At 70.0% G+C, this 24641-nt stretch carries 23 protein-coding genes; 14 read left to right on the forward strand and 9 right to left on the reverse strand.

Going from position 1 to position 24641, the window contains the following annotated elements:
* Positions 1–164: 164 nt before the first annotated feature.
* Complete coding sequence (locus OHT21_RS19155; RefSeq protein WP_443050644.1) at positions 165–2600, reverse strand: D-alanyl-D-alanine carboxypeptidase; 2436 nt, start codon at positions 2598–2600, stop codon at positions 165–167.
* Between the two features lie 1617 nt (positions 2601–4217).
* Between OHT21_RS19155 and OHT21_RS19160 the strand changes: the two genes are divergently transcribed.
* The 3 genes from OHT21_RS19160 to OHT21_RS19170 all read left to right on the forward strand — a co-directional run bounded on the left by OHT21_RS19160 (position 4218) and on the right by OHT21_RS19170 (position 6716).
* The gene (locus OHT21_RS19160) at positions 4218–4976 is read left to right on the forward strand and encodes a GOLPH3/VPS74 family protein (RefSeq protein WP_328769563.1); all 759 of its coding nucleotides are present in this window, start codon (positions 4218–4220) and stop codon (positions 4974–4976) included.
* A 476-nt stretch (positions 4977–5452) separates the two neighbouring features.
* A complete protein-coding gene (locus tag OHT21_RS19165; RefSeq protein WP_328769564.1) occupies positions 5453–6325 on the forward strand; it encodes a helix-turn-helix domain-containing protein in 873 nt (290 codons plus the stop codon).
* Between the two features lie 199 nt (positions 6326–6524).
* Positions 6525–6716 carry a DUF397 domain-containing protein gene (locus OHT21_RS19170; RefSeq protein ID WP_165345058.1) on the forward strand — a complete coding sequence of 64 codons (192 nt, stop codon included), beginning with the start codon at positions 6525–6527 and terminating at the stop codon, positions 6714–6716.
* A 151-nt stretch (positions 6717–6867) separates the two neighbouring features.
* On the opposite strand, the gene OHT21_RS19175 is transcribed toward OHT21_RS19170, so the two are convergent.
* A complete protein-coding gene (locus tag OHT21_RS19175; protein WP_328769565.1) occupies positions 6868–7707 on the reverse strand; it encodes a hypothetical protein in 840 nt (279 codons plus the stop codon).
* A gap of 81 nt (positions 7708–7788) precedes the next feature.
* Between OHT21_RS19175 and OHT21_RS19180 the strand changes: the two genes are divergently transcribed.
* Positions 7789–8574: an SDR family oxidoreductase gene (locus tag OHT21_RS19180; protein ID WP_328769566.1), complete on the forward strand. Its 786-nt coding sequence runs from the start codon at positions 7789–7791 to the stop codon at positions 8572–8574.
* A 165-nt stretch (positions 8575–8739) separates the two neighbouring features.
* Complete coding sequence (locus tag OHT21_RS19185) at positions 8740–10311, forward strand: sodium:solute symporter family protein (RefSeq protein ID WP_328769567.1); 1572 nt, start codon at positions 8740–8742, stop codon at positions 10309–10311.
* Between the two features lie 70 nt (positions 10312–10381).
* Here the strand turns inward: OHT21_RS19185 and OHT21_RS19190 are convergent, their stop codons facing one another.
* The 3 genes from OHT21_RS19190 to OHT21_RS19200 form a co-directional block, all read right to left on the reverse strand.
* A complete protein-coding gene (locus OHT21_RS19190) occupies positions 10382–11383 on the reverse strand; it encodes a CU044_5270 family protein (RefSeq protein WP_328769568.1) in 1002 nt (333 codons plus the stop codon).
* On the reverse strand, positions 11380–12093 hold the full coding sequence (locus tag OHT21_RS19195; RefSeq protein WP_328774147.1) for an RNA polymerase sigma factor: 714 nt from the start codon (positions 12091–12093) through the stop codon (positions 11380–11382). The genes OHT21_RS19190 and OHT21_RS19195 overlap by 4 nt, the downstream gene beginning before the upstream one ends.
* Before the next feature lie 155 nt (positions 12094–12248).
* Positions 12249–13364 (reverse strand): ADP-ribosylglycohydrolase family protein, encoded by a 1116-nt coding sequence (locus OHT21_RS19200; protein ID WP_328769569.1) that lies wholly within the window; start codon positions 13362–13364, stop codon positions 12249–12251.
* Between the two features lie 298 nt (positions 13365–13662).
* Between OHT21_RS19200 and OHT21_RS19205 the strand changes: the two genes are divergently transcribed.
* From OHT21_RS19205 to OHT21_RS19215, 3 genes are read left to right on the forward strand one after another with little or no spacing between them, the layout of a single operon-like run.
* A complete protein-coding gene (locus OHT21_RS19205) occupies positions 13663–14205 on the forward strand; it encodes a DUF2165 domain-containing protein (protein ID WP_328769570.1) in 543 nt (180 codons plus the stop codon).
* A 60-nt stretch (positions 14206–14265) separates the two neighbouring features.
* The gene (locus OHT21_RS19210) at positions 14266–14727 is read left to right on the forward strand and encodes a prevent-host-death family protein (protein ID WP_328769571.1); all 462 of its coding nucleotides are present in this window, start codon (positions 14266–14268) and stop codon (positions 14725–14727) included.
* Entirely contained in the window at positions 14724–15080 is a 357-nt protein-coding gene (locus OHT21_RS19215) for a hypothetical protein (RefSeq protein ID WP_328769572.1), read from the forward strand. Before OHT21_RS19210 ends, OHT21_RS19215 begins: the two co-directional genes overlap by 4 nt.
* 25 nt (positions 15081–15105) lie before the next feature.
* Here OHT21_RS19215 and OHT21_RS19220 read toward each other — a convergent pair whose 3' ends face one another.
* From OHT21_RS19220 to OHT21_RS19230, 3 genes are all read right to left on the reverse strand, one after another.
* Positions 15106–15648 carry a hypothetical protein gene (locus OHT21_RS19220; protein ID WP_443050645.1) on the reverse strand — a complete coding sequence of 181 codons (543 nt, stop codon included), beginning with the start codon at positions 15646–15648 and terminating at the stop codon, positions 15106–15108.
* A gap of 54 nt (positions 15649–15702) precedes the next feature.
* The gene (locus OHT21_RS19225; protein ID WP_328769574.1) at positions 15703–18288 is read right to left on the reverse strand and encodes a bifunctional FO biosynthesis protein CofGH; all 2586 of its coding nucleotides are present in this window, start codon (positions 18286–18288) and stop codon (positions 15703–15705) included.
* A gap of 77 nt (positions 18289–18365) precedes the next feature.
* Entirely contained in the window at positions 18366–19211 is an 846-nt protein-coding gene (locus tag OHT21_RS19230) for an LLM class F420-dependent oxidoreductase (RefSeq protein WP_328769575.1), read from the reverse strand.
* A 228-nt stretch (positions 19212–19439) separates the two neighbouring features.
* Between OHT21_RS19230 and OHT21_RS19235 the strand changes: the two genes are divergently transcribed.
* From OHT21_RS19235 to OHT21_RS19245, 3 genes are all read left to right on the forward strand, one after another.
* Positions 19440–20951 (forward strand): CehA/McbA family metallohydrolase, encoded by a 1512-nt coding sequence (locus OHT21_RS19235; protein WP_328769576.1) that lies wholly within the window; start codon positions 19440–19442, stop codon positions 20949–20951.
* 54 nt (positions 20952–21005) lie between these two features.
* Positions 21006–21401 carry a nitroreductase family deazaflavin-dependent oxidoreductase gene (locus OHT21_RS19240; RefSeq protein WP_328769577.1) on the forward strand — a complete coding sequence of 132 codons (396 nt, stop codon included), beginning with the start codon at positions 21006–21008 and terminating at the stop codon, positions 21399–21401.
* A gap of 268 nt (positions 21402–21669) precedes the next feature.
* Positions 21670–22788 carry a hypothetical protein gene (locus OHT21_RS19245; protein ID WP_328769578.1) on the forward strand — a complete coding sequence of 373 codons (1119 nt, stop codon included), beginning with the start codon at positions 21670–21672 and terminating at the stop codon, positions 22786–22788.
* A 105-nt stretch (positions 22789–22893) separates the two neighbouring features.
* On the opposite strand, the gene OHT21_RS19250 is transcribed toward OHT21_RS19245, so the two are convergent.
* Positions 22894–23199 carry a hypothetical protein gene (locus OHT21_RS19250; protein ID WP_328769579.1) on the reverse strand — a complete coding sequence of 102 codons (306 nt, stop codon included), beginning with the start codon at positions 23197–23199 and terminating at the stop codon, positions 22894–22896.
* 198 nt (positions 23200–23397) lie between these two features.
* Here OHT21_RS19250 and OHT21_RS19255 point away from each other — a divergent pair, with 198 nt between their 5' ends.
* The 3 genes from OHT21_RS19255 (at position 23398) to OHT21_RS19265 (ending at position 24640) form a co-directional block, all read left to right on the forward strand.
* Positions 23398–24036 carry a LysE family translocator gene (locus OHT21_RS19255; RefSeq protein ID WP_328769580.1) on the forward strand — a complete coding sequence of 213 codons (639 nt, stop codon included), beginning with the start codon at positions 23398–23400 and terminating at the stop codon, positions 24034–24036.
* A gap of 77 nt (positions 24037–24113) precedes the next feature.
* Positions 24114–24344 carry a hypothetical protein gene (locus OHT21_RS19260; RefSeq protein ID WP_328769581.1) on the forward strand — a complete coding sequence of 77 codons (231 nt, stop codon included), beginning with the start codon at positions 24114–24116 and terminating at the stop codon, positions 24342–24344.
* Complete coding sequence (locus tag OHT21_RS19265) at positions 24341–24640, forward strand: type II toxin-antitoxin system PemK/MazF family toxin (RefSeq protein ID WP_328769582.1); 300 nt, start codon at positions 24341–24343, stop codon at positions 24638–24640. Before OHT21_RS19260 ends, OHT21_RS19265 begins: the two co-directional genes overlap by 4 nt.
* The last annotated feature ends 1 nt before the right edge of the window (position 24641 follow it).

The following is a 24641-nucleotide window of genomic DNA, read 5'->3' on the forward strand; positions in this document are numbered from 1 at the left end:
ATCACCGTTCCTCCAGCGGAGCGCTAGCGCTCCGATCCTTGCGACGCTAGCACGCACCCCGCCGGCGGTCGCCCGGACGGGGCGAGGCACGTACGCCACGCAGCGTGACCGGGGCGTACGTGCCCTCAACTCACCCATGGGGCGCGGTAGAGGTCCCTCCGGCCTCAGCTCACGCGGGTGAGCTTGGAGCCGTAGTCCGGTTCGGTGAGGTCCTTCTGAAGGGCCACCGGGACCTCGACGGCGTCGCCCGTGCCGTCACCGACGCTCAGCGAGCCGACCTTGGTTCCCGCCTTCGCCTCGTGCGGAATCTCCGTACCGTCGTCGCTGAGGGCGAGCTCGACGGTCTTGCCGGCCCAGCCCACCGCGGAGACGTCCTGCGTGGCGACGACCGGGGTGCGGCCGCCGAGCCCGTCGTCCACGTACCCGACGACGTCGCCCTTCTTCAGGATCTTCGACGAGGTCAGGGCGTCCTGGGCGGCGACCATCGCGGTCTTGCTGACCGCGTTGACGGTGTCGATGATCGGCGGCGCGTGCTGGCCGAGGATCGCGCCGACGACGGTCACGACCTCGCCGTCCACGTCCTCGGTGGCGGCGAACAGCAGGTTGCCGCCGGCCTTGGTGGTGGAGCCGGTCTTGATGCCGATGGCGTTGTCGTACGGGACGAGGCGGTTGTAGTTCTGCCACTCCTTGCCCGAGGGGTCCTTCCAGACGGGCAGCCTGGTGATGTCCGTCAGCGCCTTCATCTGGACCAGCTCGTTGCCGAGCTTCACCTGGTCCTCGGCGGTGGAGACGGTCGTCTCCTTCAGGCCGGAGGGGTCGGTGTACTTCGTGTTCTTCATCCCGAGGTCGGCGGCGGCGTCGTTCATCTTCTTGACGAACGCGGCCTCGTCGCCGCCCGAGTCCCAACGGGCCAGCAGCCTCGCGACGTTGTTCGCGGACGGAATCATGATGGCCGCGAGCGCCTGCCGCTGGGTGAGGGTGTCGCCCTCCTTGATGGTGTTGAGCGTGGACTCGTTCTGCTCGTCGTTGTCGTAACCGCCCTCCGTCTCGGCCTTCGCGTCGACGGGGATGTTCTTGCCCTCCTCGTCGGGCTTCAGCGGGTGGTCCTTGAGGATCACGTACGCGGTCATGGCCTTGGCGACCGAGCCGATGGCGACGGGCTGCTGCTTGCCGAAGTTGTCGACGGTGCCGATGCCGTTGACGTCCATCCAGCCCTGGCCCTCCTGGGGCCACGGCAGGCTGACCTTGTCGCCCTCGAAGGTGTACGTCTGGTCGGCCGTCAGCGCCAGCTCGGGCGCCGGCAAGGGCCGTACGGCCTGCACCACCGCGAACACCACGGCCACCAGGATGACCAACGGCGTCCAGATCTTGACCCGCCGCACAATCGTCCGCACCGGAGTCTCCGGAGGCGGCGGGGTATTCGTCAGCTCAGCCAGCAGATCAAGCGGCGGCTTGGGCGGCAACGGCTGCTGAGCGGTCCGCTCGGGCCCGATCTGCGCGATGGCGGCGGTCTCGGCGGCTGGCGGAACAGCCGGCTTCTCCGGCGGTCCATCCGGCTTCTCCGGCGAAGCGACCGGCTTCTCCTTGGGAGCAGCCGGTTCGTCGAGCGGCTTGAGCGCCACGAACTTGCTCGTGCGCTCGGACTCACGCTCGACGGGGGGCTTGTCGCCGCCGGGCTTGTCTCCGTCGGGCTTCTCGGCGCCGGGCTCGGCACCCTTGGGCTTCTCGTCCGGCTTCGCGTCGCCGGGCTTGTCATCCGGCTTGGCATCGCCCACCTTGAGCGTGGTGGTGGGCTGATCAACAGCGGGCGCCCGCACCTTGAAGGTGGCGGTGGGCTGGTCGACGGGACGCTTGGACTTGTCGTCAACGGCACCAGAGCCGGGCTCGCCGTCGTCGTCCCGGTCGGTGACCGGGGTGGCTCCGCCGCCGGCGCGGGGGTCACGCTTCGCATCGGCGTCCTGGGCGGGCGCGGAGTCGGGCTCCGCTCCAGCGTCCTGGCGGGTCGCGGAGCCGGATTTCGCGTCGGCGCCGGGGGCGGGGGCGGTTTCGTCGGCGGGGGCGGAGTCCACCTCCGGCTCAACCTCGTCGCCGCCCTGCTCGGGCGCGGAGTCAGCCTTGGCACCGGGGGCGGGGCGGACTTCGCCGACGGGCGCGGCACCGGCCTCAGGCTCGTCCGCGTCGCCGCCTTGCTCGGGCGCGGAGTCGGCCTTGGCGCCGGAGGCAGGGGTGGCTTCGCCGACGGGGGCTGCACCCGCCTCCGGCTCGACCTCGTCGCCGCCCTGTGCGGCTCCGGAGTCAGACTTCGCGCCGACGCCCGAGGCGGGGGCGGCATCGCCGCCGGAGGCGCCAGCGTCGGGAGCAGTCTTGTCGCCGGGGGCGGCATCCGCCTTCGACTCATCCGCGTCGGCACCACGGCCGCTGGCCGGGGTGCCCTCGGCCGAGAGCTCCGCGTCCTCCACGTGCCCGTCATCGGAGCCGCCTACAGGGCGGTCGTCCTTCGCGTCACCAGACGCGTCCTCGTCGGCGGCAGGCTCCGCGTCAACGTCGCGGGCGGCGACGGCCGAGGAGGCCTCGCCGTCGGCACCTGAGGCGGCAGCCATCCCGGCGGAGGCGGTGTCCTCCGGCTCGTCCGCCTCGGCGCCACGGCCACCGGCCGGAGTGTCGTCGCCCGTGGACTCGGCGTCCGACTGCGCGTCGGCGCCCCCGTCCGCCGACTCGGCGTCCGGCCGCTCGCCATCCTCTGCGACCTCGGTCTCGGAGACGCCCGCAGGACGGTCGACCTTCGCGCCACCGGAAGCATCCTCGCCGGAGGCAGACGCCCTGTCGGCGTCCTGGCCCTCGGCCGAGACGGCTACGCCGTCGCCGGCGTCAGCTGCGGTTCCGGCAGCGGCGAGAGCGCCTTCGCCGACGGCGGCGTCCGCCTCGGAGTCGCCTGCCCCGGATCCGCGGCCACCGGACGGAGCATCCTCGCCCGTCGGCTCGCCGTCCGACCGCTCGGCGTCCTCTGCACGCCGGGCCTCGGAGCCGCTCGCCGGGCGGCCCCCCTGCGCGTCACCGGACACGTCCCCGTCGGAGGACTCCGCGTCAGCCTCCTGGGCCGCGGTGCCCGAGGGCTCCGTGCCCTCGGTGTTGCCCGCAGACAGGTCGTCCTTCGTTTCCACGGTGCCGGAGGAGGCGCCCTTCGCCTCGACGGCTTCCTCCGACTCGGGGTCCGAACCGCCCCCGGCGTCCGAAGCCGAACCTGCCTCGGATTCCGCACGCCCCTCGGAGTCCGTACGAGCCCCCTCGGCGCCGACCTCCGCCTCCGGAGCCGTACCGTCATCGCCCTCATCGGCCGAAGGCGCCGCGTCCCCGTCGACCTCGAAGTCGTCGTCACTCTCCGCCCCGGACCGCGACTCACGGTCTCCCGAACCCGAACCCGAACCCGAACCTGGACCCGAACCGGCACCCTCGCCGCCCTCGGCCCCGGCGTCCGCCCCCGCAACCCAAGCCGCCACAGCGTCCCGCAGCCGGGTGTCACCCGACTGGGACGACGGCGACGGCGGGGACGACTGGGAGCCGTTCGCACCGGAGCCCGCGGCGTCCTCCGCTTCCGCTTTCGAAGCAGCCGCAGCGTCCTCCCGCCCCGGGGAACCCTCAGCAGTCAAGCCCTCCGCCCCTGCAGTGTCCGACGTGTCCGACGTGTCCGGCGTGTTCGACGCAACCGACCCTGAAGCGTCCGTACCCGAGGTACCCGGAGCCGACACTTCCGCAAGGCCGCGTGTGGAGAACACCGCCGTAGCCGTGTCCACCCGCCCGCGCGAAGCGGTCACCGTCTCGCGCGCCACCGCGAGCCGCGGATCCGCGCCCGGCGCGGGACGCGGATCGGAGCCGCGCCCGCCCGAGGAGGCAGGACCGGGAACCGGAGCCGTACTCCCCGACGTCGGTTCTGCCGACGACTCGTGCTGCTTCGACCTGTCGGGGGACTCGCCCGTCACCGATGCCTCCTCCATGCGCCACTCACCGTGCGCCCAACCGAACCATGAACCGTTGAAGAGCCGCCAACAGACGCCCGGAATCGATGTCCGAACCATGTACCAGTGTCCTGTGTGCGGGCTTAACCCCTGCGGTAGACGAGAACGACATACCTATCGGTTCCACTACATTCCGGTCACGCACCCTCGACAGACCGATGTGAGAGGGGTCACCCTGTCATTCATCCACGCGGGGAGGCATGGATGGGCAGGAGCCGCAGAACGATTCCGGAGGAGCTTCTGCTGCTGGCGCTGGACCCGACCACGGGTACCACCGCACAGCCGCAGTCGCTCGACCTTGGTCTGGCCGGAGCACAGCTAGTGGAGCTGGCGCTGGCCGGACGGATAGCCCCAGACGGGGATCGTATCGCCGTGGTTGCACCACGGCCGACCGGAGATCCGACTTTGGACTGCGCGTTGGAGTTGCTGCGAAGGCGTGGCGCTCCCGTGCGTGCCGTTCACTGGATCGGCGGGCCCCGACTGGGGCTGCGCCAGACATATCTCTCGCATCTGGAGCGCTGCGGCATGGTCCATGCCGTCGCGGGACAGATGTGCGGGGTGCTTCCGACGACTCGCTACCAAGCGACGGACACGGAGATCAGCCGGGAGATCAAGGCCCGGCTGGACAGTGCGATCCGCACCGGCGTACCGCCGGACCCGCGGACCGCCGCACTGGCCGCGCTGGCGCACGCCGTCGGCCTGGGCAAGCACCTCTACCCGGGGAACGAAGGGCGCTCCTCGCGCTCCCGCCTCCGGGATCTGATCAGGCACGACCCCATGGGCGGACTCGTGGCGCACGCCGTGATGGACGTCCAGAACGGTGTGGCCGCACAGCCACGCCGCAGCCCGGCCCCGTCGCCCGGCCGTCAGGCCGCCGCCGGAGCCAGGCCCGCACCGGAACCCGCACGGGGCGTTCCGATGCAACCGCGCCGAGGATCGATGGCGCGCGCCGTGGCCCACTGAACCGCCAGGCCACGGCAACAACAGCACAGCACCACCCACCGTCAGCGCCGCACCGCAAGTCCCCAAGACCCGGTTCGGGAGCCGCTGAGCCGCGCGGGGCAGCAGGCCGTACGTCCGGACGACGACACGACCCGCCGCCCCGCGCGGCCATGTCTCGGCGTACGAGCACCCTGCGGTTCCGCCGCGTTGGCGCGCCCGGCGCCCCGAGTTGGCGCGCGCGGCGCCCCGAAGGAGGCCGCAGGCCTCTTTAGGGGCGCGGGGCTGTGACATATGCGGCTCCGCCGCGTGGGCGCGCTCAGCCACGACGCACCCGCAGGTAACTCATTGGCCTTCAGCGGAGCGCACCGGCAGGCAACTTCTTCAGCGAAGCGCCCCGCATATCTACCGTTTTCCAGCGCGGCCAGCGCCATGGTGGCAATCTGCTGCAGAGCAGACACGCAAAGTACAGGCCGCACGCAGCCGGAGGTGCACGTCCCGTGGCGTCCAATGTCAATCCCACCGTCAGGCGACGCCGGCTGGGCCAGGAGCTGCGCCGGCTCCGCGAGCTCAAGGGCATGACCGCCGAGGAGGTCGCCGAGCGCCTGCTCGTCTCGCAGTCGAAGATCAGCCGCCTCGAGAACGGCCGGCGCAGCATCAGCCCACGCGACGTCAGAGACCTCTGCGGGGTGTACGAGGTCGAGGACCAGAGAATGGTCGAGGGCCTGATGGAGATGGCCAAAGCCTCTCGCCAGCAGGGCTGGTGGCACGCGTTCGGGGACATCCCGTACAGCGTCTACATCGGCCTCGAGACCGACGCCGAATCCCTGCGGGTCTACGAGCCCCAGATCGTCACCGGACTGCTCCAGACCCCCACGTACGCCGAAGCCATCGTCCGCGGCGGCTCCCCCGAGTCCTCGGACGCCGAGATCGAGAAACGCGTCCAGGTACGGCTGCGGCGCCAGGAGCGCATCAACGCCGACAAAGACCCGCTGCGCCTCTGGGTCGTACTGGACGAGGCCTCGCTGCGCCGCGTGGTCGGCGACAACAACGTGATGCGGGAGCAGTTGGAGCACCTCAACGAGATGGCCCAACTCCCGCATATCACCGTGCAGATACTGCCCTTCGACGTCGGCGCGCACTCCGGTCTGGCCGGCCAGTACGCGATCCTGGAGTTCGCCGACGCGGCCGATTCGAGCGTGGTCTACATCGAGGGCGTCACCAGCGACCTGTACCTGGAGAAGGCGCCGGACGTGCAGAAGTACAGCCTCATGTACGAGCATCTGCGGGCCCAGGCGCTCAACCCCGAGCGGTCGCGGCAGATCATCGCCGATATCGCGAAGGTGTACGCCCGCGGAGGCGGCGTGGACTGAAGGGCGCAGGGTATACCAAAGCGCGCACAGGTGGAAGGTTCAGCTGGAATATGCCACCCAGACGAGTGAACGGCTCCCCCGGATGCGGAAGTTGGCGAGTAGCGTCGATCACGCCACTCGATCAACAAAGTTGGCGCGAACTGCGCTGTGGCCCCAATGGCCCGGTGACCTCGGCCAGCGATTCACCATCGGAGCGAACATGGCAATTCTGCAAGGCGCCACGAAGACCTGGACGAAGTCCTCGTACTCCTCCCCCAACAGCGCGTGCGTCGAGGTCAAGTCACCCACCACCTCGGCCCTCGCCGTTCGCGACTCCAAGGCCCCCGAGGGCCCGAGCCTGGCCTTCCCGGCCGAGGCATGGAGTGTCTTCGTGACATCGGTCAAGCAGTGAGACCCGAGGGTCCCTGAGGACCCTCGACCCCCCACTGGCCGAGCCAACCAACTCCACAAGTTCCACAGCACCAACAAGAGCCCTCTCGACTGGCCGCCGTCACCAGCCGAGGGGGCTGCTGTCTTTGAACTACGCGCGCCCGCCCGCCAGTTCAGCGCAAGCGATCCACGTACCGATCCGTCCCCGGCACGGTGGGAATGAACGGCGCCACCAACTCCACCCTCCCCAGCCCCGCCTCCGCCACCGGCTCCTCCAGCCCCGTGAAGTACTCCTCCCAGCACTCCCGCGGATCCGCCTCCACGAACCACAGCAACGTCAGCCGCGTATCGACCCCTTCGACCTGCTTCACATACGACATCCGATCGCCGGGAAGCGGAGTCGGCCGAAAGATCGTGACCATCGCGGAGGGCGAGCCGGCGAGGCGTTTGGGAAGGTGCTTGGCCCGCAGCCACTCCAGCAACTCGGCCCGCTGCTCCGCCCCTTCCGCATCGATGACCTCGACCACCAGCCCCGCATACGGATGGTCCAGCGCGTGGAAGTCGCGCGGGCCCGCCGCCCCGTCCCGGTACACCGTCGCCTCGTGGTCCTGGAACGCCGTGAAGACGTGCGTACGGTCCTGATAGACGCGGCCGTCGCGGTTGAGCCGCTTGTTGATGCCGACGGTCCACTTCATGTGGTCGTCGTAGCGGCCGTCGGTGACCCAGTACGTGGAGATGTAGCAGCCGGCGGTGACCGGCTGGGCGACCGCCGACTTCTCGGGGTAGCGCAGGAGTTGGAGGTCGCGGGTGGCGACCCAGCGGCGGCCCGCGTACATCCAGGGCATCGCCATCGCGCCGGCGTAGTAGTGATCGTCCTCGTACCAGCGGTTGTACGCGTACTCGTGGCCCGGATGCGGCTCGACCATGGTGATCAGGGCGTGGCCCGGATGGACACCGTACGGGCCCGTGGCGGCCAGCTCCGCGTACACCTCACTGCGGGTCTCCTCACTCATGCCGTTCCCCTTCCTTCCTCCGGCGGACGCCCATACTCTGACGCCCCGTCAGAAAATCCGCCAGAGTCAGGAGGCCTTGGCATGTCACTGCTCGCGGGCAGGACCGTGATCGTCTCGGGAGTCGGTGCCGGGCTCGGGCACCAGGTCGCGGCGGCGGTCGTACGGGACGGCGGGAACGCCGTTCTCGGGGCGCGTACGGAGGCGAATCTCGCCAAGGCCGCGGCGGAGATCGATCCGGAGGGCGCGCACACGGCGTACCGCGCGACGGACATCACCGACGAGGCGCAGTGCGAGGCGCTGGCCGCGCTCGCGGCCGAGCGGTTCGGGCGGGTCGACGCCGTGGTCCATGTCGCCGCCTTGGACAGCTACTTCGGTGGTCTTCAGGACGCGGACTTCGCCACCTGGCAGTCCGTCATCGATGTGAACCTGCTCGGCACGTTGCGTATGACGCGCGCCTGTCTGCCCGCGCTGAAGGAACGTGGCGGGTCGGTCGTCTTCATCGGGACGCAGTCGGCCATCGCCGCCCCCACGCAGGTGCGGCAGATGGCGTACGCGGCCTCGAAGGGCGCGTTGACGTCCGCGATGTACTCCCTGGCAAGGGAGTTGGGGCCGCACCGGGTCCGGGTGAACACCGTGTTGCCGGGGTGGATGTGGGGGCCGCCGGTCGAGGCGTATGTCCAGTTTTCGGCACACAATGCGGGCGTGCCGGAGGCTGACGTGCTGGAGCGGCTGACGTCTCGTATGGCGCTTCCGGAGTTGGCCACGGACTCGGACGTGGCCGATGCCGCGGTATTCCTGGCCTCGGAGCGGGCGCGGGCGATCACGGGGCAGTCTTTGCTGGTCAACGCGGGGGAGTTGATGCGTTAGGCCCGCCTCGGAAGCGTTCAGGAACATGAACCGAGGTCAGTAAGCAGAACTATTTTACCCCCTCTTGACGGTACGGGGCGTTGTCGTCGCCATGTCAGCGAACTGACGATGAGCGGGCGCTTCACGACCCTGAACGGGACCCTGAGAACCCTAAGAGGGGGGCATATGAACGGTCTCGACTGGACCGTACTGATCGGCTACTTCGGTGTGATGGTCGCGATCGGCGTCTGGTCCCACAAGCGCGTCGACAACGTCAGCGACTTCTTCACCGCCGGCGGCAAGATGCCGTGGTGGCTGTCCGGCATCTCCCACCACATGTCCGGCTACAGCGCGGTGATGTTCACCGGCTACGCGGCCATCGCCTATACGTACGGGGTCACTTCGTACGTCACCTGGTCCTTCCCCATCGCCATCGGCATCGCGATCGGCGCCCGCCTCTTCGCACCCCGGCTCAACCGCGTGCGCGCACGGCTGCACGTGTCCTCCCCGCTGGAGTATCTGAAGAACCGTTACAACCTGCCCACGCAGCAGGCCCTCGCCTGGTCCGGCGTCCTGCTGAAGATCGTGGACGTGGGCGCCAAGTGGGCGGCGATCGCGACCCTGTTGTCCGTGTTCACCGGGGTCTCGCTCAACATGGGCATCCTCATCACCGGTGCGGTGACGGCCGTGTACTGCACGGTCGGCGGTCTGTGGGCGGACGCGCTGACCGAACTCGGCCAGTTCATCATCCAGTTCGTCGCCGGTATCGCGATGCTGATCGCCGTCATGGCCGAGCTGGGCGGCTTCAGCACGCTGTGGAGCGTCTGGGACGAGCCCGCGCTCGACGGGCACAGCGAGCCGCTGGCCGGCCCGTACATGATGGTCTTCCTGATCGCGTACCTGTTCATCAAGACCTTCGAGTACAACGGCGGCATGTGGAACCAGGCCCAGCGCTACATGGCCACGGATTCCGCGAAGTCCGCGACGCGCTCGGCCTACCTGTCCGCCCTGCTCTGGCTCATCTGGCCGCTGGTGCTGTTCTTCCCCATGTGGGTGGCGCCGCTGATCATCCAGACGGACGTGCCGGCCGATTCGTACGCGCTGATGGCCGAACAGCTGCTGCCGCACGGGCTGTTGGGCCTGGTCATCGTCGGTTTCTTCTCGCACACGATGGCGATGTGTTCGTCGGACGCCAACGCGATCGCCGCCGTCGTCACGCGTGACATCATGCCCGCGGTCTCGCGGAAGGTGCGCCAGTGGGACACCCGGACGGGGCTGCTGGCCGCGCGCTGGGCCACGCTGCTGTTCCTCGGTCTGTCGATGGCCATCGCGACGCAGGTCAACTCCGACTTCTTCGGCGACATCATCACGGTCGTCATCAAGTGGGTCGCGGGGCTCATGGGCCCGATCGCGATCCCGCTGATGCTGGGCCTGCTGCCGTGGTTCCGCAAGAGCGGCCCGACGGCCGCGCTGATCAGCTGGGGCCTCGGCCTCGTCACGTTCTGGCTGGTCAACTACCCGATCCACTGGAACCTCGACGGCGGCGTCCCGCTCCAATACCAAGTGTCGATTCCGCTCGCCGTCTCGCTCGTCCTCTACATCCTCATCGGCTACGTGAAGCCGGAGGACACCCCGGAGCGGGACGAGATCATCGCGAAGATCAACAACGATGACGACGGCTCGGGTTCGGCGGCCGCGGCGATCCCGACGCCGGCGGGGGCGGCGGATGATGTGGTGGGGGCGCCGGTCAAGGACTGAGCGGCGTATGCGTAGGGCTGTGAGGGTGGCCGCTCCTCGATGAGCGGCCACCCTCCGTGCTGACCGAACGTCAGTTGCCGGGCTTCTGACCTATCTTGTCGACGACGCCGACGCCGAGCAGGGCTTCCTTGTCCGAGCCCAGGTAGTTGAGGGACTCCTTGTCGAAGACCCACACACCGCGGTCGTCGCGGTCCTTGAAGCTCAGGCCGATGCCGGGGCGCCCCGCGAAGTCCTTCGTGTTCTCGACCACCGAGACGCCCGGGATCTTCGCCGCGGCACGGTAGAGCGCGGCGCCCACCTCGGGCAGGAGCGTCGCCTCGTCGAGCATGCCGCCGATCGCCTCCAGTGCCGCGGCGTAGTGGGTCGGGCCCTGCCCCTTCGTGTCGGCGTAGATCTTCTCGATCAGCACGTCGGGGTCGGTGGGCAGCGCCTCCAGCTCGCGGTACGTGGTGACGTTCGGGTCGGGGGACAGTGTCATGTCCCTCGTGCCCCTGGCGAACGCGTTCAACGGGTCCCGCGGCTTGGGCGGCGGGCCATTCAGCACCGTCATCCGGCTGAGTCCCTGGCGTTTGCCGTCGACGGCGGTCCAACGCGAGTCGCGGTATTTGCGGTGGATCCGGATGTCCTCCTCCAAGAGCCGGGTGTCCATGGCGCCCTGCGTACGGATGTAGACGTACTGGTCGTCGCGGACGGGCTCCGTCTCCTTGGTCGCGGCGACCGCGGCGATGCGGTTCAGGAGGTCGACGGCCTCCTGGTCGGTGCTGGGGGTCTCGGATGCGCTGGTGGCGATGACGACCGTGGTGGCGACGGCGGTCGCGGTGGCGAGGGGTATGGCGATCATGGCGAACCGGCGGCGGGGACGGGCGGCGGGCTTCCGGGGCGCGCGGGTCGCCGCGGTGTCCTGGGCGCCCTGGGATTTCGGAGTGGCCCCGGTTTCCGGGGCGTCCTGGGTGAGCTCTCGCATCAGATGGTCCTTCAGCAGGTCATGGCGGTCGCTCGTCAGGACCGGGTCGCCCGGGCTGGGCAGCAGCCTGGCCAGTTCCTCGCGCTCTGCGCGCTCTTCGGGATTCATCGGGGCTTCTCCTGTGTCGACCGGGCCGCTTCGGGGCGGCCACCCGGTACCTGTCCGGTGCGGGGGCAGGGTCTCGGTTTTTCCGGTGGCCGGCGGGCGGGCGCGCCCCGGGTCAGTTCCTCCTCCGCGAGGCGCCGCAGGCGCTGCCTGGCCCGGGCGAGGCGGGACCGCACGGTGCTGGCCGGGACGCCGAGGGCCTCGCCCGCAGCCGCGTAGCTCAGCCCCGACCAGACGCACAGGGCGAACACTTCGCGCTCGGGTCGGCGGAGCCGGCCGAGTGCGGCGCGGGCGGCGGCGAGCCGTTCGGTGTCCGCCATGCGGCCGAGGAGTTCGTCGGCGAAGTCGGGCACGGTGTCGTGTTCCGCCGGGCGGTCCGGGAGCCGGGCGAGCGCGGCGCTGTGCCGGCGGGCGGCGCGGCGGGTGTTGCGCAGGACGTTGGTGGCGATGCCGTAGAGCCAGGGCCGCAGCCCGTCGCCCTCGGACAACTCGCCGTCAGGGAGCCCCTGTTCAGGGGCCGGCGCGTCGGGTCTCAGCCGCTCCCGGAGCCGCCAGGCCTCCAGGAAGGTCAGGGACACCACGTCCTCCGCGGCGCCCAGGTCTCCGGTCAGCCGGGCGGCATGGCTGTACACGGCCCGGGCGTGCGCGCCGAACAGTTCGGCGAAGGCATCCGGGTCACCGGCCCGTATCCGGGCACGTAAGGAAAGTTCCACAACCAGCCCTGTCCGCTCGCCGCGCCGCGTCTCTGTGGTGTCGGTCACATGCGCGCCGGTGTCGGTCACACGGGCGCGGGTGTCGGCGTCGGTCATACGCACGCCGGTGTCGGTTATACGCGCGCCGCATCAGCGCCAGGAACCTGATGCCGGCCTCACGCCCGCGGATACCGCGCCAGCCACCCCGGCGACGACCCGGCCGGTCCGTGCAGCGCGGGCCCCTGGGTCATCTCCATCGCGAAGTCGTCGGCGAGGACGAGCATCGTGGGGCGGCCCTCCAGTTCGGCGAGCCAGGCCGGCGGGAGGGCCGTCTCGCCGTGCAGGGCGCCGAGGAGGGCGCCGGTGAGGGCTCCGGCGGCGCCCGAGGGGCCGCCGTGGTTCACGGAGAGGCACAGCCCGTGCCGGGTGTCCTCGCCGACCAGCGCGCAGTACACGGCGACCGACAGCAGTCCCTCCGCCGTACCGGACCCGGCCAGCTCCTCGATCCGGGCCGGCGTGGGCATGCCCTGCCGTACGGCACCCAGCGCGTACTGCAGGGCGTCGGTCACCGGCTGCTGCCCCGGCCAGTCGGCGAGCAACTGGAGCGAGCGCTGTACGGCGGCGTCGAGGCTCTCGCCGCGCGCCAGTCCGTGCACGATCAGGGCGTACGCCCCTGCCGACAGATAGGCGACGGGATGGCCGTGGGTCTGGGCCGCGCACTCGACGGCGAGCTGCATCACCAGCTGCGGCTCCCAGCCGACGAGCAGCCCGAACGGCGCGGAACGGGCCGCGGCCTCGGCGCCCATCTCCTCCAGGTTCTTGGGGGCGTCCAGGGTGCCCATCATGTCGTCGGCGAGGCCGACCAGGCAGGCGCGGGCGGGGTCGCGGCGGGCGTACAGCCACTCTTCGCGAGCCAGCCAGCCGTCCTCCTTGCGGCGCTCGTCGGGGCCCCAGTCGTGCTGCGTGGCGGCCCATCTGAGGTACGCGCGGTGGAGGTCCGTCGGCGGATGCCAGGCGCCGGTGTCCCGGCGGACCTGGGCCCGGATCAGTCCGTCGATGCTGAAGAGGGTGAGCTGGGTCAGATGCGAGACGGCGCCACGGCTGCCGTGACCGAAGGGCAGGTCGAGGACGCCCTCCGGGCCGTACTCCGCGCGGATCTCGTCCATCGAGAGCGCCCCGACCGGCGAGCCCAGCGCATCACCGAGGGCCGCGCCCAGCAACGTGCCCCGCACCCGGCTGCGGAAGTCCTGCTGCTCGGCACGCCCCCAGACGGCACCGGACGTCGCACCCACCGAGGCCTCCTGAAGATCCCGTCCCGCACGGCTACCGTCCCGCACGGCTCTGACAGCTCAGCACTGTAATCGAACGGGAACAGTCGGTTGAGGGCCGGAACGGTTTGCGAATTCTGGGCGGGGATGTGGGGCGGCGCGAGGTGTGCGTACTCAGGCTAGGAGACGGCGGAAACGGGGAATAGGCGGAAGGCCAACGCCCTTCTTCCTCAAGGGACTTGACCCATCACAGAGGGAAACTCACGGGGATGCCCATGAGGGCATTCATTGGGGCATTCATGGGAACTTCAGGGGGATTTTCATGACGAACACCGGAGGCGGACGGGCACTCCCCGTCGCGGCGGCCCTGCTCACCGGCACGGTCGCGCTCTATATGGCGCTGGTCGCGTTCGGCAACATCACCGACTACGGCACGAACCAGCAGTTCGTACGCCATGTCCTGGCCATGGACACCACATTCAAGGACGACGACCTGATGTGGCGCGCGATCGAGTCCCGCACGCTCCAGGACATCGCCTACGTGGCCATCATCGCCTGGGAGACCCTGGCGGCCCTCGTCCTCATCACCGCCACAGCCCTGTACGGCGCGGGCCTGCGCCGCATGGACCTGACCCGGGCCCGCCGCGCGAGCACGGCAGGTCTGCTCATGACGATGCTCCTCTTCGGCGCCGGCTTCATCGCCATCGGCGGCGAGTGGTTCTCCATGTGGCAGTCGGAGGACTGGAACGGCCTGGACGCGGCCCTCCGAGTCTTCGTACTGAGCGGGGTGGTGCTGCTGGTGGTACAGCTGCCGGGGGCGGCGGGGCGTGCGACGGGGGGTGGTGACGTCAGCCGTACCAGGTGACGTTGCACCCCGAGAGTCATCCGATTGACTTCGGAATACGTTCCGAAGTACCGTCGGATCATGTCCGCTCCCACGGTCGCCTTCTCAGAGCTGTCGAAGAATTCGAAGCGCGTAGCCGAGACTCTCGATCGGTCCCAGCGTGTGCACATCACGCGTCGGGACGGTGAGGATCTCTACCTCACCACGGCACGCCATGACCAGCAGCGTGAGGAGACGGCCGACATCACGGCCCGCCTTCTCGCCGCTCTCGTCCGCAGCGATGCCGGTGAGCGGGCCATACAGCGTGCGCTTCCCTCCGTCTTCCCGTGGGTCCGGCACCTGTCGCAGGACGAGCTGAAGCAGTTCGTGGCCGGACTCATCGACGCCACGTACGACGCGGCCCAGTTGGACGTGCACGTCAATCTCCACCGAGTCGTCGTGGAGTGGCGCGCAACGGCACGCATCCTCGCCGACCCCGAGCTGACCTCGCAGCTCACCCGCCCGCTGCCGGACGAGGACCACGGCGAGGTGACCGCCCCGTGAGCCCGAAGCGCGGCGATGACGTCGCCCCACCGCCCGTCGGCGGGGAATGGCGTCTGCGATTCGCGACGAACGAGGCAGCGAAAGGACGGGGCGAACTGGGGGCCGAGGCGCCGGGGAACACGCGACGCTGCTTCGAGGCACTACGCAGCGATCCCCTGTCCCGAGCGGATCCCGACCGTCAGCACCGGCTGCGCGGTCGTCTGGCCACGGGCAACCTGGGTGGCCGCGAGTACCCCCAGTGGGAGTACGAGGTGACAGCGGGAGGGCGCGTGCGCTACCTCGTCGACGAAGCGCGCCGCACCGTGCACCTGGTCTTCGCATCCACCCGCCATCCCAAAGACACCGAGCGATAACGGCAACTACTCCGCTTCCGTACCCCTACTCGACCACCGAAACCGTCGTCCCCGTCGAACCGAAATCCCAGATCGCGGCCCCGTCTGCCGTGCGGGTGCGGATTCCGCCCGTTTCGACTCCAGGGTCGGGCGACGGTGATGAGCCGTCCTTGGCGTTGGAGAAGGCGATCGAGACGCCGGAGCGGGTGGAGAAGTAGACGACGTTTTCGATCGGGACGTCGTCGTAGCCGGTCGCTGAGGCGTTGCGGAAGGTGACCGTGTAGGTGCCGGGCAGGGGGCTTACCGAGCCCGGCCAGACCGTGAACGTGCGGCGGGCGTCCTTGCCGGAGTCGACCAGCCATACGCGTCGCTGGCTGAGGGAGTAGACGATGCGTCGGCCCGTGCCCGAGTCGTTCGGTACCGCCGCCGGCGCGGACGGGCTTGCCGAGGCCGAAGGGCTCGCGGAGGCGGTCGGCTTGGGCTGGGCCGCCTGGTCGGCGCGTACGGCCAGGAACGCGACCACCGCGACGGCGACCACGGTCAGCGTGGTGACCCAGACCCATGGGGACAGCCGTCGTTGCGCGGGCAGCCTTCGTCGGGTGGTCACCGGCACGTACCTCCTCCCCCTCGTCCGCGGCCTGGCTCAGTCCAGCACCGGCAGCAGCTCCGGCAGATGGCCGTCCGAAGCCGACGCCGCCCGCTGCCGTTCCTCCGGGACCTCCCCGTACAGCGTCGTGCGCGGACGCGCCGGACGGCCCGCCGCCTCCGCCACCGCGATCAGGTCCTTGACGGACTTGTACGAGCCGTAACTCGAGCCCGCCATACGGGAGATGGTTTCCTCCATGAGCGTGCCGCCGAGGTCGTTCGCGCCGGAGCGCAGCATCTCGGCCGCGCCCTCCGTCCCCAGCTTCACCCAACTCGTCTGGATGTTGGGGATGTAGGGGTGCAGCAGCAGCCTCGCCATCGCCACCACCGCACGGTTGTCGCGAGTCGTCGGGCCGGGGCGCGCGATGCCCGCCAAGTACACGGGCGCATTGGTGTGGATGAACGGCAGCGTCACGAACTCCGTGAAACCGCCCGTCTGTTGCTGGATCCGCGCCAGCGTCCGGAAGTGGCCGAGCCAGTGCCGGGGCTGGTCCACATGCCCGTACATCATCGTGGACGAGGAACGGATGCCCAGCTCGTGCGCGGTCGTCACGACCTCGATCCAGGTCGCCGTGGGCAGCTTGCCCTTGGTGAGGATCCAGCGGACCTCGTCGTCGAGGATCTCGGCGGCCGTGCCGGGGATGGAGCCGAGGCCGGCCTCCTTGGCGGCGGTCAGCCATTCGCGAATCGACATCCCGGTACGGGTCGCGCCGTTCACCACCTCCATCGGCGAGAAGGCGTGGACGTGCATGCCGGGGACGCGTTCCTTCACGGCCCGCGCGATGTCGAAATACGCGGTGCCGGGCAGGTCGGGGTGGATCCCGCCCTGCATGCAAACCTCAACCGCCCCGACATCCCAAGCCTGTTGGGCGCGGTCCGCCACCTGCTTCATCGACAGCGTGTACGCGTCGGCGTCCGTGCGGCGCTGGGCGAAGGCGCAGAAACGGCAGCCGGTGTAGCAGACGTTGGTGAAGTTGATGTTCCTCGTCACGATGTACGTGACGTCGTCGCCGACCGCCGACTTGCGGACGTCGTCCGCGATACGGCACAAGGCGTCCAGGGCAGGGCCGTCGGCGTGCAGCAGGGCCAGCGCCTCGTCGTCGGTGAGCCGGGTGGGGTCGTCGGCCGCCGTGGCGAGGGCCGCCCGTACGTCCGTGTCGATCCGCGAGGGCACCATCCCGGGCGCCGCGGCCTCCCGCAGCGCCTCCCAGTCGCCGTACACCTCGTCGAAGTCGTTCCGGCGGTCGCCCGTACGCCCCTCGGTGTCGATGGTGCGATGCAGGTCGGTGCGGCCGGAGGAAGTGAACGCCTCGTCCGGCTCCTGCCACGGGTGGCCCTCGACGACGGCGTCGGGGTTCGCCAGGCCGGTCTCCGGGTCGGCCAGGGCCCGTACGTGCGGCAGCAGCCGCGGGTCCAGCCAGGGCTCGCCGCGCTGTACGAACTCCGGGTACACACACAGCCGTTCACGCAACTCGAAGCCCGCCTGACCGGACTGCTCGGCGAGTTGGTCGATCTGCGGCCAGGGCCGCTCGGGATTGACGTGGTCGATGGTGAGCGGCGAGACGCCACCCCAGTCGTCGATACCGGCGCCGATGAGCCGCCCGTACTCGAAGTCCACGAGATTGGGCGGCGCCTGGAGGCAGGCGGACGGGCCCATGATGTGCCGCGCGACGGCCACCGTGGCGACGAGATCGTCCAGCTCCGCGTCCGGCATCCCGCGCATCGCCGTGTCCGGCTTGGCGCGGAAGTTCTGGATGATCAGCTCCTGGATGCCGTGGTACGCCCGCGAGATCTTGCGCAGCGCGAACAGCGACTCGGCGCGTTCCTCGTACGTCTCCCCGATCCCGATCAGCAGCCCGCTGGTGAACGGCACGGACGACCGCCCCGCGTCCTCCAGCACCCGCAGCCGCACGGCCGGTTCCTTGTCGGGCGAGCCGTAGTGCGGGCCGCCCGGCTCGGACCACAGCCGGGTGGCGGTGGTCTCCAGCATCATTCCCATGCTGGGCGCGACGGGCTTGAGCCGCTGGAAGTCGGTCCACGACATGACGCCGGGGTTGAGGTGCGGCAGCAGCCCCGTCTCCTCCAGGATGCGGATCGAGATGGCCCGTACGTACGCGATGGTGTCGTCGTAACCGTGCGCGTCCAGCCACTCGCGCGCCTCGGGCCACCGCTCCTCGGGCTTGTCGCCGAGGGTGATCAGGGCTTCCTTGCAACCGAGTTCGGCCCCGCGCCGCGCGATGTCGAGCACCTCGTCCGGCGACATGAACATCCCGTGCCCGGCCCGGCGCAGCTTGCCGGGAACGGTGACGAAGGTGCAGTAGTGGCACTTGTCCCGGCACAACCTGGTCAGCGGAATGAACACGCTCTTCGAGTACGTGATGACGCCGGCCCGGCCCGCGGCCTCCAGGCCCGCGTCCCGCACCCGCCCGGCGGACACCACCAGGTCGTCCAGGTCCTCACCGCGCGCCTGAAGCAGCACGGCCGCCTCGGTGACATCGAGCGCGACGCCGTCACGGGCACGTTTGAGGGCCCTCCGCATGGCGTTCGCGGTGGGCCCGGTTCCGGAACTCGCGGAAGTCGTCATCCTTCGAGCATACGGTCGCATTGATCAGGCACTCTGAGGGCCGTGTCACAAGTAACGCGGCCCGGCCCCACGGCGCGCTACACGTATTTCGCGTAGTCGTCCAGCACGCGCAGTACCTCCGCCTCCCCGGCAGGCGGCAGTTGCAGCACGACCTCCTCGATGCCGAGGTCCGCGTAGTGCGCGAGCTTGCCGGGGGTGGGCAGCACGGCGTACGGCACGACCTGGAGCGCCTCCGGGTCGCGGCCCGACTCGGTCCAGGCGGACCGCAGGACCGGCATCGACTCGGTCAGCCCCCGGCCACCGATCGGCAGCCAGCCGTCCGCGTACTCACTGATGTGGGAGAAGAGCTTCGGCCCGGCCGCTCCCCCGACCAGCGTGCGCGGCCCGACGACCGGACCACGCGGCTTCTGTACGGGTTTGGGATAGGCGTAGCTTGCCCGTACGGACCCGAAGTCGCCCTCGTACGCGGTGGGTTCGGCCGCCCACAGCGCCCGCATCAGCGCCATCCGGTCCCGGCCCAGCTCCCGCCGCGTACGCCAGTCGACGCCGTGGTCGGCGGCTTCCTCCACGTTCCAGCCGAAGCCGATGCCGAGCGTGAAGCGGCCGCCGGAGAGGTGGTCGAGCGTCGCGACCTGCTTGGCGAGATCGATGGGGTCGTGCTGGGCGACGAGGGTGATGCCGGTACCGAGACCGAGCCCCGTGGTGACCGCCGCCGCCTGGCCGAGCGCGACGAAGGGGTCGAGGGTGCGGCCGTACTCGGGAGGCAGCTCGCCGCCCGCCGGGTACGGCGTCGTCCGCTCGACCGGGATGTGCGTGTGCTCGGGGAGGTAGAGCCCGGCGAAAGCGCGCTGCTCCAGCTCGCGGGCGAGCCGGGTCGGGCTGATGGTCTCGTCGGTGAGGAAGATCGTCGTGGAGATCCGCATGAGGCCTTCCTAGCCTGACTGACGGCCAGAGTCCATACCGACCGGTCGGACGTCCTTCGGCGCGTGCCTCGTCAAACGCCTCGGAAGGCGTCGGAAGTCATGGCAGGGCGCTCCCTGGAAGCACCGATGAAAGCTGCCGATTCCCTTCCCTTGCACGGGAGTTCACGGCTCAATACGAAACTGGTACGTGCCATCCCCTGCCAGACCCCACACCCTGGGAGCAGCAGCATGTGCGAGGACGACCACGGAATCGGCAGACGCGCCCTGTTCGTGACGGGAGCCGCCGCCGCGCTTACGTTGGGAAGCGTGAGTTTCCCGAGCGAGGCCGCCGACGCCGCAGCGGACCACGAGACGAGAACGGTGCGCGGCACACTGCCCACCGGCTCCCCCGACTTCGTGTATCTGCCGGTCGAAGTCCCGGACGGCGTACGGGAGATCAAGGTCGCGTACACCTACGAGAAGCCGTCCGTCCCCGCCGGCACCGCGGGCAACGCGCTCGACATCGGCATCTTCGACCAGCGCGGCACGGAATTGGGCGGCAAGGGCTTCCGCGGCTGGTCGGGCGGCGCGCGCACGGAGTTCTTCATCCGCGCCGACGACGCCACGCCCGGCTATATCCCGGGCCCGGTCCGCGAGGGAACCTGGTACATCGCGCTCGGCCCCTACACCGTGGCCCCGCAGGGACTCCCGTACGAGATCACCATCACGCTCACCTACGGCGAACCCGGCGCCGCCGTGAAGCCGAAGTACCCGCCCACACGCGCCAAGGGCCGCGGCCGCGCCTGGTACCGCGGCGACTGTCACCTGCACTCCTGGTATTCCGACGGCCGCCGCACCCCCGCCGAGATCGCGACCCTCGCCCGCGAGGCCGGCCTGGACTTCATCAACACCTCCGAGCACAACACCCATGCCGCGCACGCCCATTGGGCCGACGCGGCGGGCGACGACCTGCTCGTCCTGCTGGGCGAGGAGGTGACGACGAGGAACGGCCACGTCGTCGCACTCGGCACGGACCCGGGGACGTTCATCGACTGGCGCTACCGCGCCCGCGACAACCGTTTCGGCAAGTACGCCCGCGAGATCCGCCGTTCCGGAGGCCTGGTCGTCCCCGCCCACCCGCACGCCACCTGCATCGGCTGCAACTGGAAGTTCGGCTTCGGCGAGGCGGACGTGGTCGAGGTGTGGAACGGCCCGTACGGCCCCGACGACGAGGTCTCCCTGGCCGACTGGGACGGGATGCTCGTCGCGTCGGTCCGCGACGGCCGCGACTGGATCCCGGCGATGGGCAACAGCGACGCCCACCGCCCGCCGGACCCCGTAGGCACTCCGCAGACGGTCGTCCTCGCCGACGACCTGACCCGCGATGCCATCCAGGAGGGCCTGAAGGCAGGCCGCTCCTACGTCGCCGAGTCCAAGTCGGTGTCGTTGTCCTTCACCGCCTCGGGGCCCAAGGGCGAACACGCGGGTATCGGCGGCCGCTTGAAGGTCGACCGCGACGACCCGGTCACCGTCCGCCTGGAAGTCACCGGCGCCCCCCGCTGCACGGCCCGCTTCGTCACGGACCAGGGCGTCCTGCACACCAGCCCCGTCCTCCCGGTCTCGGGCTCCGGCACGGTGGAGTGGCGTACGACGGCTCAGTACGCGGCGTACGTACGGGCGGAGCTCCGGCACGAGGCGGCAGTGGCACCGCTGCCCGGGGCACTGGCGGCGTTCACGAACCCGATCTTCTTGGGGCGGTAGGGACGGCCCGCCTGAGAGACTTCTCGAGTCACCGACGAGAAGGACCAGGGCCTCATGTCCCGCTTCCATGACCTCAAGTTCCGTGCCGTCACGACGTTCCAGCGGCGCGTAGCCAACCCGCTGTCCAGACGACTGCCCTTCCAGACACTCCTAGAGACCACAGGCCGAAAGTCGGGCCGGCCGCGCCGAACCCCACTCGGCGGAAGCCGCGTCGGGAACGAGTTCTGGATCGTCTCCGAGTACGGCGAGAAGTCCCAGTACGTACGCAACATCCAGGCGAACCCAAGAGTCCGCGTCCGCATCAAGGGCCGCTGGCACACCGGGACGGCCCACTTGCTCCCCGAGGACGACCCGATCGCCCGCCTGCGCAAGCTGCCCCGCGCGAACAGCACGGCGGTACGGCTGGTGGGGACAGATCTGCTGACGGTGCGGGTGGATCTGGACGACTGAGGCGCGTTCAGAGGGGGCTCCCCCCCCCAGAGGCTGTTTCGCGAAAATGTGACACTCGGCAGTCGAAGTGTCACATTTTCGCGCGCGAGGGTAGGGCAGACGCCCTCCTCTGCCCGGCTGCAGTGCCTGCGGCGCGTGAACTCCCCGTCCACCTCGGGCAGTTGGGCCGGTTTTTGTCACGTGCGCGTATAGACCTCTGGACTTGTCTGTTTCACGGTGGTCTTTCCTACCCGCATGGAGGGACCCAGCAGTGAGACGAAGACGATTTGTGGCAGGAACGATCGGCACCGTTTCGGGGATCGCGCTCGGTGCGGGCTCGGTCCGGGCCAACGGGCGGGCGGCCCGTGCCCAAGACTGGCAGGCCGTGCCGGCGCCCGGCAGTACCCCGGCCGCGCAGTTACGCCGTATCGCCGCTGCCGGACCCGAACTGGCCTGGGCCGTGGGCGAGGAGGGCCGTGCCGGGCCGTCGCAGGGACGGGGGCTGGCCATGGTCTGGGACGGCAGCGCCTGGTCGAAGACCGACCTGTCGTATCCGACGTATACGCGGTTGAGCGACGTCGCCGTTGTCAGTGCCACCGCGGCGTGGAGTGTGGGCATGCCTGCCGACGAGGGCATGAGCCCGTTGCTGAGCTGGGACGGAACCGCGTGGCGCGAGGCCGCGTTCCCGGGCCTCGGCGAGCCGGACGTCCGGATGGACGCGGTGGCGGTCGGCCCCGACCGGCGGGTGTGGGTCAGCGGCAGCCGCGGCGGCAGCGCCGGCCTGCTGCAGGGGGACGGGCGGAAATGGCAGTGGCTGGACCCGCTGCCTGCCGCGAGCGCGAACCTGTACCGGGTCGTTGTGCGCTCGCCGGACGAGATCTGGGTGAGCGGCGACCAGGCACGGGCAACCGGTGACGGATGGTCCGGACTCGTGGCCCGCTGGAACGGAGAGTGGACGGTCCTGCCGCCGATCACAGGCCTCCGCCTGAGCATCGGCGATCTGCATCCGGCCGCTCCGGACGACGTATGGGCGGTGGGCACCGAAGCCGGCATCGGCGGACCACCGGGCCGCCCCGGCAACCCCGTTCTGGCCCACTGGGACGGCACGGCCTGGACGCGGGTTCAACCGGGCTTCACCGTCGGGTCGTTGACCGGAATCGCGGCCGACGCCGAGGGCCGCGCCGCATGGATATCGGGCTGGAACTTCCGGGACCAGACCCGCAGCACCTACCTGCGGCGAGACGGCGACGCCTGGACCGTCACACGAGGGCCGGCCGGCACGGCGACGGCCCCGTACCTCAGCGACGTGACGTCCATCCCCGGCACCGCCGGCTTCTGGTCGGCGGGCATGACAAGCCCCACCCCCGCTCCTCCGACCGAGGCATACACGGAACGTCTGGACGCCTAGCCCCGCGGCGCGCGCGTTCGAGAGGCGGTCCAGCCCCGCTGAGGACGCCCTGCGGTGCCGGCCCAGGGGGCAGGCACCGCAGGGAAGGGCTGGTGTTCCACGGGCCTACGGATCCATGACCTGTGGATCACGAAAGTAGTAGACGACCGTCACTCCCATGCCGGGCGTATGCGTGTACACGACGGTGATCGCCTCGGCTGAGTCGTGGGCGAGAGGTGTCGTATAGGTGTACTCCACGGAGGGCGGGCGCCAGCCGGGGATCTCGCGCCCCGCCGCCGGATCCCGTGCGATGACCGTGAGCGCCTCGCGGACCACTTCCCGCTCCCCCTCCGTGAGGTCGCCGTACGCCTTCTTGGCGGGTTCGGCCTCCCCGAAAGTGTCTGGGGCAGCGTGCGCCCGATGGTGACCCACAGCGGCAAGCCGTACGTGCACCTGGGCATCGTCCGCGCGGACGCGGCCGAACGGATGGCCGAGGCCATGCGGACCCCGGACAAGCCCGTTGAGATGTGAGCGGTGCGGGGACGGGACGGCGTGCAGGGCCGCGTCGTCCAGCCGCCCCCCTGCGAAAAGGGGATGCACCGGTAGTCCCTCCCTGTGTTGCATGGCCCCATGGTGTCCACCGACCGACTGCTCGCCTTCGCGGCCATGTCCTTCCTGCTGATCGTGGTGCCCGGTCCGAGCGTGCTGTTCGTGATCGGGCGGGCGCTGGCGCAGGGGCGTCGCGCCGCGCTGACCACCGTCGTGGGGAACACGCTCGGCGCGTACGTGCTCGTCGTGGCCGTGGCGCTGGGCATCGGTTCGATCGTGGAGCGCTCCGTGCTGGTCTTCACGGCGCTGAAACTGGCCGGCGGTGCCTACCTGGTGTACCTGGGGGTGAAGGCATGGCGGCAACGGGGTTCGTTGCAGGCGGCGTTCAGCGGTGACGCGACCACGGCCGGCGGTCGGCGCACGCTGTGGGAGGGGTTCGCGGTGGGGATCGCCAACCCCAAGACCATCGTGTTCTTCGCCGCCGTACTGCCCCAGTTCGTCGACCGCGCCCAAGGACACGTAGTGGCCCAGATGCTGCTGCTCGGCCTGGTCTTCAACGTCATCGCTCTGGCGTCCGACAGCGTGTGGGGACTGGTCGCCGCCACCGCACGGGGCTGGTTCGCCCGGTCACCGCGGCGGCTTTCCCTGGTCGGCGGGGCGGGCGGGCTCACCATGGTGGGCCTCGGGGTCACCGTCGCCGCGACCGGGCGCAAAGAATAGCCGCCCCCGCCGACCCGGTCAGGCCGGGCGTTCCTACGGCGGCCACGCCTTGCGCATGAGGAGAGTATGATGCTCGCATGACGATCAACATGACGATGAGCCTGCCCGATGACGTAGCCGCCTTCGTGAAGGCCAAGGGGAACGCTTCCGCGTACACCGCCCGGATACTGCGCCGCCAGATGCTCACCGAGCAGTTGGAGAAGTCTGCGCGGGTGCGGGCCGAGGCCGGGATAGTGACTACGGCCGCTGAGCCCGCTGAAAGTGAAGACGCCACGCTGGAGCGCTGGGCGCGGGTGGCGGGTCGGTGAACCGCGGACACGTCTACCAACTGTCCTTCGCCGGGGGACCCGCCCACGTCCTGGTGATCTCGTCCGACGCCCTCAACGCACAGAACAAAACCGCGACCTGCGTACTCATCTATCCGCAGCAGGTGCGCGAGGCGACGCTCGTCGACATTCCGGTCAGCGCCCCCTCGTCAGGCACCATCGTGCTCGGCGAGTTCCGCACGTTGTCCGCTCCCCGCTTCACCGAAGACCTGGGGCCGGTGGACGAACGCGTCATGGAAGCCGTGGAGATCGGACTCCGCGCCGTCTTCGACCTGTAGC

It is taken from the genome of Streptomyces sp. NBC_00286, from assembly GCF_036173125.1.
Taxonomy (GTDB): domain Bacteria; phylum Actinomycetota; class Actinomycetes; order Streptomycetales; family Streptomycetaceae; genus Streptomyces.